Raw genomic sequence first — 6,772 nt, 5'->3', positions numbered from 1 at the left:
CAGGCGCCGCCAATTGCGACTTCAGGAGGCCGAGCGGAGTTCTTGCGGAGGGAGGTGACGGGCATGGATGCCCGTCAAGCGCTGCGCCCCAGGATGGGGCGTTCAGCGCGGTCCTCCCGGGAGCAAGAACGGAGCGAGGGGACCCCGGAGCGAAGCGTAGGGGCCGGATGAATGGAGCGAGGATTTTTTGCTTACTTTTTGATCCTTCAAAAAGTGAGCCGCCGTAAGGGCGGAAAGGTGACTTCGCGTCACCATCGCGAATGAATGCGAATATAACTTTCAAAACAAACTATTTAAAAGTCAAAGTCAAAGTCAAAGTCAAAGTCAAAGTCAAAGTCGGTCAGTGCTGGTATTAATAGTTGTAGGTGCATTCATTTGCGATGTCGACGCATAGTCACCTTTTCGCCCTTACGGCGAGTTCCTTTTTGAAGGATCAAAAAGGAACCAAAAAATCCTCGCTCCATTCATCCGGCCCTCCGCTTCGCTCCGGGTTCCCTCACTCCGGCCTTGCTCCCGGGAGGACCGCGCTGAACGCCCCATCCTGGGGCGCAGCGCTTGACGGGCATCCATGCCCGTCACCTCCCTCCGCAAGGCCTGCGTTCGGCCTCCTGAAGTCGCGAAGTTACGGGCGGCGCCTGGACTGACGCAGCTGTCGCTAGCAGGCTATGGGGGTAATCTCTTGATCGCCAAAGCCAAAGCCAAAGCCAAAGCCAAAGCCAAAGCCAAAGCCAAAGCCAAAGCCAAAGCCAAAGCCAAAGCCGTCGGTCTGGTTTCAGGATCTGGCGATCTGGGCACGCCTGCAAGACTTAGAGATTGAACCGTCCCACCATGCCCCGCAACTGCTGCCCCAACTGCTCCAACTCCCCACTCGAAACCGCCGTCTGCTCACTGGCCGCTCGCGTCTGCTCCGACACATCCCGTACATTGATCACGCTACGGTTGATCTGCTCGGCCACCACGCTCTGCTGTTCACTGGCCGTGGCAATCTGCTGGTTCATCCCCTGGATCGTCGACACCGTCTCGGTAATCTGCCCCAACGCTGCGCCGGCCTTACGGCTGAGCTCGACGCTTTGCCCGGTCAGGCGCTTGCTGTCGTCCAACAGGCCGGTCACCTCATCGGTGCCACGGTGCAGGTTGCCGATCAGCAGTTCGATCTCCTCGGTCGACTGCTGCGTACGCTGGGCCAGGCCGCGCACCTCGTCGGCCACCACGGCGAAACCGCGCCCGGCCTCGCCGGCCCGGGCCGCCTCGATGGCGGCGTTGAGCGCCAGCAGGTTGGTCTGCTCGGACACCGACTTGATCACATCGAGAATCGACCCGATGCGCTGGCTTTCACCGGCCAGGTGACCCATCGCCGCCAGGCAGTGGTCCATCTGCCCGGCCAGCTGCTCGATGCGGGCAATCGCCTCGGCCACCACCTCGTCACCCAGCTGTGCCTGACGGTCGGCGGCGGTGGCCGCCTGCGAGGCCTGCTCGGCGTTCTGCGCGACCTCCTGCACCGTGGCGCTCATCTGGTTCATGGCCGTGGCCACCTGGTCGGTCTCCTCTTGTTGCTGGCCAATGCGCTCGCGGGTGTCCACGCTGGCGCCGGCCAGTGCCGTCGCGGCCCGGGACAGGTGACCGACGCCCTGGTCGATGCCGCCGAGCAGTTCGCGCAGGCTCAAGGTCATCTCGCGCATGCTCGTCTGCAACTGGCCCATCTCGTCGCGGCGCTGCACCGTCTGTACTTGGCTCAGGTCGCCACGGGCGATGCGCTCCGCCTGGGCCAGCACCTGGCGCAGGGGCTGGGTGACCTGCCGGGTGATTAGCCAGGCGGCGAGGATGCCGAACACCAGCGCCAGCACGGCCACGCTGGTCAGCAGCGAACGGTCGGCCAGGGCCTCGTTGTCGCGCTGCTCGAGCTTGCGCTCGCTCAGCTCACGGCTCACGACCTGCAGTTCGTCGCCCATTTTCTCCATGCCGTCCTGCAACTGCTCGACCTTGAGCGCGGTGTCGCGGTATTGGCGCAGGGTGTCGCGGTAGCGGTCCAGTTCCACCTGTGGGCGTTGGGTCAGCGTCCCGGGCAGCTCCAACGGGGCGATGGCCCGCAGCAACTGACCCAGGCTGGTGTCCGCCGCCTGCAGCGCGGCATCGCCCATGCTGGCGAAGCTGTCCCGGGGCGAGAAGGCATAGGCCGGCACCAGGCTTTGCTGGCTGGCGGATTCGATATGGCGGCCCAGGGTATCCATGAGACCGACCACGCTACCCTGCCGGCCATCGCCCGGCAGCTTCAGCAAGGCCTGGGTCTGCAGCTCGTCGATCACGGCTTCGAGCACGCCTGCCTGCGCCTGCATCGCTGCACGCAAGCCTTCGCGGCTGTCCACGGTGCTCTGCAGGCTGGCGAAGTCGGCCTTCAGGCGCTGCAGCAACTGGAGTTTCTGGTTCAGCATCTGTCGTGACGTATCGACGCCGCTGCGTTGCAGCAGCAGGGTCAGCCGGTCGTGCAACTGCTCCAGGATGGTCGCGATGCGGGTCTTGCTGACGTCGTCGGCGAGTACCCGGTAGGTGATGCGCTCGGCGCGCAGGTCACGGGTCAGGTCGTCGAGTTGGCCGATGTCGCCGAGCTGCTCCGAGCGCTCGATGGCACCGTCCAGCGCACTCCAGCCGCTGAGGGTGGTGGCCAGGGTGAGCAGCAGCACCACGGCGAAACCCAGGGCGAGCTTGAGCCCGACGCCGAGGTTGCCGAGCTGGCGGTCAAGGTATCCGAACATGGCAGGTCTCCGTCCAATTGAGAAAAGGCCATGGCGGCAGAATGCCGCCATGGCCTTTGCTCATCGGCCGGAAGTCCGTCGGACTGGACCTGCAAATCGAGTAGGAAAATTCTCTGCGGGTTGAAGGGTAAGGCCTACAGCCCGCAAGCCGCGGATTAGAGCCTGAAACGCCCCACCAAGCCCTGCAGATGGGTCCCCAGGCGGGCCAGCTCGACGCTGGAGCTGGCGGTTTCCTCGCTCGCCGCCGAGGTCTGGTCGGAGATGTCGCGCACGTTCATCACGCTGCGGTTGATCTCTTCGGCCACGGCGCTCTGCTGCTCGGCGGCGGTGGCGATCTGCTGGTTCATCGACTGGATCGACGACACGGTGCGGGTGATGGTGCCCAGCGAGTCACCGGCGCGACGGGTCAGCTCGACGCTGCTGTCGGTCAGGGCGCGGCTGCTGTCCATGACGCTGGCCACCCGTTCGGTGCCGTTCTGCAGGCTGGCGATCAGCTCCTCGATCTCCTCGGTGGACTGCTGGGTGCGCTGGGCCAGGCTGCGCACCTCGTCGGCGACCACGGCGAAGCCACGGCCCGCCTCGCCGGCGCGGGCGGCCTCGATGGCGGCGTTGAGCGCCAGCAGGTTGGTCTGCTGGGCCACCGACTTGATCACATCCAGTACGCTGCCGATCTTGTCGCTCTCGGCCTTGAGCTGGCTCATCGCTTCGCTGGAATTGACCACCTCGCCGGCCAGGCGCTCGATCTGGCTGATCGCCTCGCCCACCACCTTGTCGCCCTCGCGGGCCTGCTGGTCGGCCATCAGCGCCGCTTCCGAGGCCTGCTCGGCGTTGCGCGCCACTTCCTGGACGGTGGCGGTCATCTCGTTCATGGCGGTGGCGACCTGGTCGGTCTCGACTTTCTGGTTGTTGACCCCGGCGCTGGTCTGCTCGGTGACCGCCGACAGTTCCTCGGCGGCGCTGGCGATCTGTGTCACGCCGTCGCCGATGCCGCCGATCAGTTCGCGCAGGCCCTGGGTCATGCGCTGCATGCTGGCCTGCAACTGGCCCAGTTCGTCGCGCCGATCGGCCTTGAGGTCCTGGCGCAGGTCGCCGCCGGCCACGCGCTCGGCGGCGGCGAGGGTCTGGCGCAGCGGCACGATGATCTGCCGGGTGATGGCGAAGGCGGCCAGCACCCCCAGCAGCAGGGCCAGGGCGGTGGCGCCGGCCAGCAGGGTCTTGGCCTGCTGGGTGCCCTGGTCGCGCACGGTGGTTTGCGAAACGCTCATTTCCTGGCTGGTGACCAGCAGCAGTTGGCCTTGCGCGGACATGCGCGTCAGCGCCTGCTCACTGGCAGTCTGGGCGTTGCCGAACTGGTTCACCGCGTCGCGGTAGGCGGCCAATGCGCTGGCGGCGTCGTCGAGGCTGGCGGCGAATTCAGCCGGAAGCTTGCCCGGCAGGGCCTTGAGCACGGTCATGGCCTGGTCGATGGCGCCGAGGGCGGTCTGCTGGAACTCGGCCTTGCCGCTGTAGGTGTAACCGCGCACCTGGAAGCGTGCCTGCTGCAACAGGGCGGCGACTTGCACCACCTCCTGGTACTGCTGGATATCACCGCCCTGCAGCAGGCGCTGCTGGACCTTGCCGATCAGCTCGGCGGCCTTGTCGGCGCTGTCGCCCAGGGTGGCGCGGCTGGCCTCGCGGCGCTGGCCGGCCTGCTTGAGCTCGGCGAAGGCCTGCTGGTACTGGCGCACGGCGTCCTGCTGTTTGTCCAGGCGCTGGCGGTCGGCGGGGAGCTCGATCTGGCCGAGCATGAACTGCACCTGGCGCTCGAGGTTGGCCAGGGCCTTTTCCAGTTCCGCCACGGCGGCGTCGTCTCGGTTGCGTTCATAGCCCAGGCGGGCCAGGCGCAGGTCCTGGGTGTACTGGTGGATCACCGAGATGTTGCCGAGCTTGTCGCCACGGCTGGTGACGCTGTCGATGCCCAGCCAGCCGGTGAAGGTGATGCCGAGGGTGAGCAGCAGCACCAGGCCGAAGCCGATCCCCAATTTGCGATTGACGCTTACATTTCCCAGTGACTGGGCAAACCAACGGTACATAGACGACTCCCCGGCGCGTGGCAGTGCGGATTATTGTTCTGTTGCACAGGCCATCGGCGCGGGGCGGGGAAACTTGATGGTAAAAACCTGACTCTTGCGTCAGAAAATTCGCGAGAGCAGGGCGGTGACCGCCGTTTCCACCCGCAGGATGCGATCGCCCAGTTGCACCGGGGCCAGTCCGGCCTTGCCGAGCAACTCGACCTCGTAGGGGATCCAGCCGCCTTCGGGGCCGATCGCCAGGGTCACCGGGCCTTCCACGGCGCGCGGGCAGGCAGGGTAGGGGCCGGGATGGCCGACCAGGCCCAGGGTGCCTTCGGCGATGGCGGGCAGGCGGTCTTCGACGAAGGGCTTGAAGCGCTTCTCGATGATCACTTCCGGCAGCACCGTGTCACGGGCTTGCTCCAGGCCAAGAATGAGGTTTTCGCGGATGGTCTCGGGCTGGAGGAACGGCGTCTGCCAGAAGCTCTTCTCGACCTTGTAGCTGTTGACCAGGATCAGCCGCGGCACGCCGAGGGTGGCGACCGTCTGGAACAGCCGGCGCAGCATCTTCGGCCGCGGCACGGCCAGCACCAGGGTCAGCGGCAGCTTGGCCGGCGGAGGCTGGTCGAAGGCCACCCGCAGTTCCGCCTCATGGCCTTCGAGGCGGATGACCTCGGCTTTGCCCATCAGGCCGCCGATGCGCCCGACGCGCAGGCTGTCGCCCACCGCCACGCGGTGGATCTCCTGCATGTGGGTGAAGCGGCGATCGGCCAGGACGACACGGTCGGCCGACACGAAGTCGGCCTCTTCAAGAAGCAACAGGTTCACGGTTGGGTCGCAGGCGGCTGGTCGTTGTGGTCGTTGTTCGCTTCGTCCGGCTCGTGGCTGCGCTTGCGGATCAGGCTGCCGCACAGCACGCCGACCTCGAACAGCATCCACATGGGCACGGCCAGCAGGGTCTGGGAGAAGATGTCCGGCGGGGTGAGGATCATGCCGACCACGAAGCAGCCGATGATGACGTACGGGCGGATCTTCTTCAGGTACTGCACGTCGACCACGCCGATCCACACCAGCAGCACCACCGCCACCGGGATCTCGAAGGCGACGCCGAAGGCAAAGAACAGGGTCATGACGAAGTCGAGGTAGCTGGCGATGTCGGTCATCATCGACACGCCCTCGGGGGTGGCGCTGGCGAAGAAGCCGAAGATCAGCGGGAACACCAGGAAGTAGGCGAAGGCCATGCCGGCATAGAACAGGAAGATGCTGGATACCAGCAGCGGGATGGCGATGCGCTTTTCGTGGCGGTACAGGCCTGGGGCGATGAACCCCCAGATCTGCTGCAGGATGAACGGGATCGCCAGGAACAGCGAGACGATCATGGTCAGCTTGAACGGCGTCAGGAACGGCGAGGCCACGTCGGTGGCGATCATCGTTGCGTTGGCCGGCAGGTGCGCGCGCAGCGGCGCCGAGACCAGGGTGTAGATCTGCTGGGCGAAGGAGAACAGCCCGGCGAAGATCAGGAAGATGGCGGCGACGCAGCGCAGCAGGCGGGTGCGCAGTTCGGTCAGGTGCGAGACCAGCGGCATCGGCTGGTCATGTTCCGGATTCTCGCTCATGGGGCTCGTGGCGGTTGGGGCGGCTCGGAGGGTGGCGTCGCGGTCGGCTGCGCGGGGGCGGCTTCGACGGCGGGTGTGGCGGGTGTTTCAGTGCTGGCCGGTGGCGTCAGCGGATTGAGGATGCGCTTGGCCTCCTGCTCCATCTGCAGGATGTGCTCGTTGTGCAGCTGGCGGCGGATGTCGTCGGCGCCGATTTCGCGCTCGACCTCCATCTTGATCGCGTTGAAGCTGCGCTTGAGGCGGCCGATCCACAGGCCCGCGGTGCGCGCGGCCCCCGGCAGGCGCTCGGGGCCGAGCACCAGCAGGGCGACCAGGCCGACGAGCAGCAGCTCGCTGAAACTGATGCCGAACATGG

Annotated in this window: 6 protein-coding genes and 2 pseudogenes; 1 reads left to right on the top strand and 7 read right to left on the bottom strand. The window is 66.0% G+C overall.

Features of this window, described 5'->3' with window-relative positions:
• Nucleotides 1-679 precede the first annotated feature (679 nt).
• Nucleotides 680-817: a hypothetical protein gene (locus V0R62_RS20415; RefSeq protein ID WP_330104986.1), complete on the top strand. Its 138-nt coding sequence runs from the start codon at nucleotides 680-682 to the stop codon at nucleotides 815-817.
• Here the strand turns inward: V0R62_RS20415 and V0R62_RS26930 are convergent.
• The 7 genes and pseudogenes from V0R62_RS26930 to tatB form a co-directional block, all read right to left on the bottom strand.
• Nucleotides 807-1,511, bottom strand: a complete 705-nt coding sequence (locus V0R62_RS26930; RefSeq protein WP_408005704.1) for a methyl-accepting chemotaxis protein — start codon at nucleotides 1,509-1,511, stop codon at nucleotides 807-809. The two genes, V0R62_RS20415 and V0R62_RS26930, sit on opposite strands and share 11 nt — an antisense overlap.
• Before the next feature lie 198 nt (nucleotides 1,512-1,709).
• Nucleotides 1,710-2,750, bottom strand: a pseudogene (locus V0R62_RS26925) (methyl-accepting chemotaxis protein); the annotation flags it as partial.
• Between the two features lie 155 nt (nucleotides 2,751-2,905).
• On the bottom strand, nucleotides 2,906-3,619 hold the full coding sequence (locus V0R62_RS26920; RefSeq protein ID WP_408005703.1) for a methyl-accepting chemotaxis protein: 714 nt from the start codon (nucleotides 3,617-3,619) through the stop codon (nucleotides 2,906-2,908).
• A gap of 141 nt (nucleotides 3,620-3,760) precedes the next feature.
• Nucleotides 3,761-4,822: pseudogene (locus tag V0R62_RS26915) on the bottom strand (methyl-accepting chemotaxis protein); the annotation flags it as partial.
• A gap of 99 nt (nucleotides 4,823-4,921) precedes the next feature.
• Nucleotides 4,922-5,629 carry a 16S rRNA (uracil(1498)-N(3))-methyltransferase gene (locus V0R62_RS20400; protein ID WP_050707264.1) on the bottom strand — a complete coding sequence of 236 codons (708 nt, stop codon included), beginning with the start codon at nucleotides 5,627-5,629 and terminating at the stop codon, nucleotides 4,922-4,924.
• Entirely contained in the window at nucleotides 5,626-6,417 is a 792-nt protein-coding gene (gene tatC / locus V0R62_RS20395) for a twin-arginine translocase subunit TatC (protein WP_330104983.1), read from the bottom strand. The genes V0R62_RS20400 and tatC overlap by 4 nt, the downstream gene beginning before the upstream one ends.
• Complete coding sequence (tatB, locus tag V0R62_RS20390; protein WP_330104982.1) at nucleotides 6,414-6,770, bottom strand: Sec-independent protein translocase protein TatB; 357 nt, start codon at nucleotides 6,768-6,770, stop codon at nucleotides 6,414-6,416. The genes tatC and tatB overlap by 4 nt, the downstream gene beginning before the upstream one ends.
• Between the last annotated feature and the right edge of the window lie 2 nt (nucleotides 6,771-6,772).

It is taken from the genome of Pseudomonas carassii (assembly GCF_036324045.1).
In the GTDB taxonomy this organism is placed as follows: Bacteria; Pseudomonadota; Gammaproteobacteria; order Pseudomonadales; family Pseudomonadaceae; genus Aquipseudomonas; species Aquipseudomonas peradeniyensis.
Note: the sequence above shows the minus strand (reverse complement) of the source record. Positions and strands in the feature narration are given on the sequence as shown.

Coding starts and splice junctions, on each gene's coding strand:
- V0R62_RS26930 (WP_408005704.1), bottom strand. CDS start 1,511: ATGAGCGCCACGGTGCAGGAGGTCGCGCAGAACGCCGAGCAGGCCTCG.
- V0R62_RS26920 (WP_408005703.1), bottom strand. CDS start 3,619: ATGAACGAGATGACCGCCACCGTCCAGGAAGTGGCGCGCAACGCCGAG.
- tatC (WP_330104983.1), bottom strand. CDS start 6,417: ATGAGCGAGAATCCGGAACATGACCAGCCGATGCCGCTGGTCTCGCAC.
- tatB (WP_330104982.1), bottom strand. CDS start 6,770: ATGTTCGGCATCAGTTTCAGCGAGCTGCTGCTCGTCGGCCTGGTCGCC.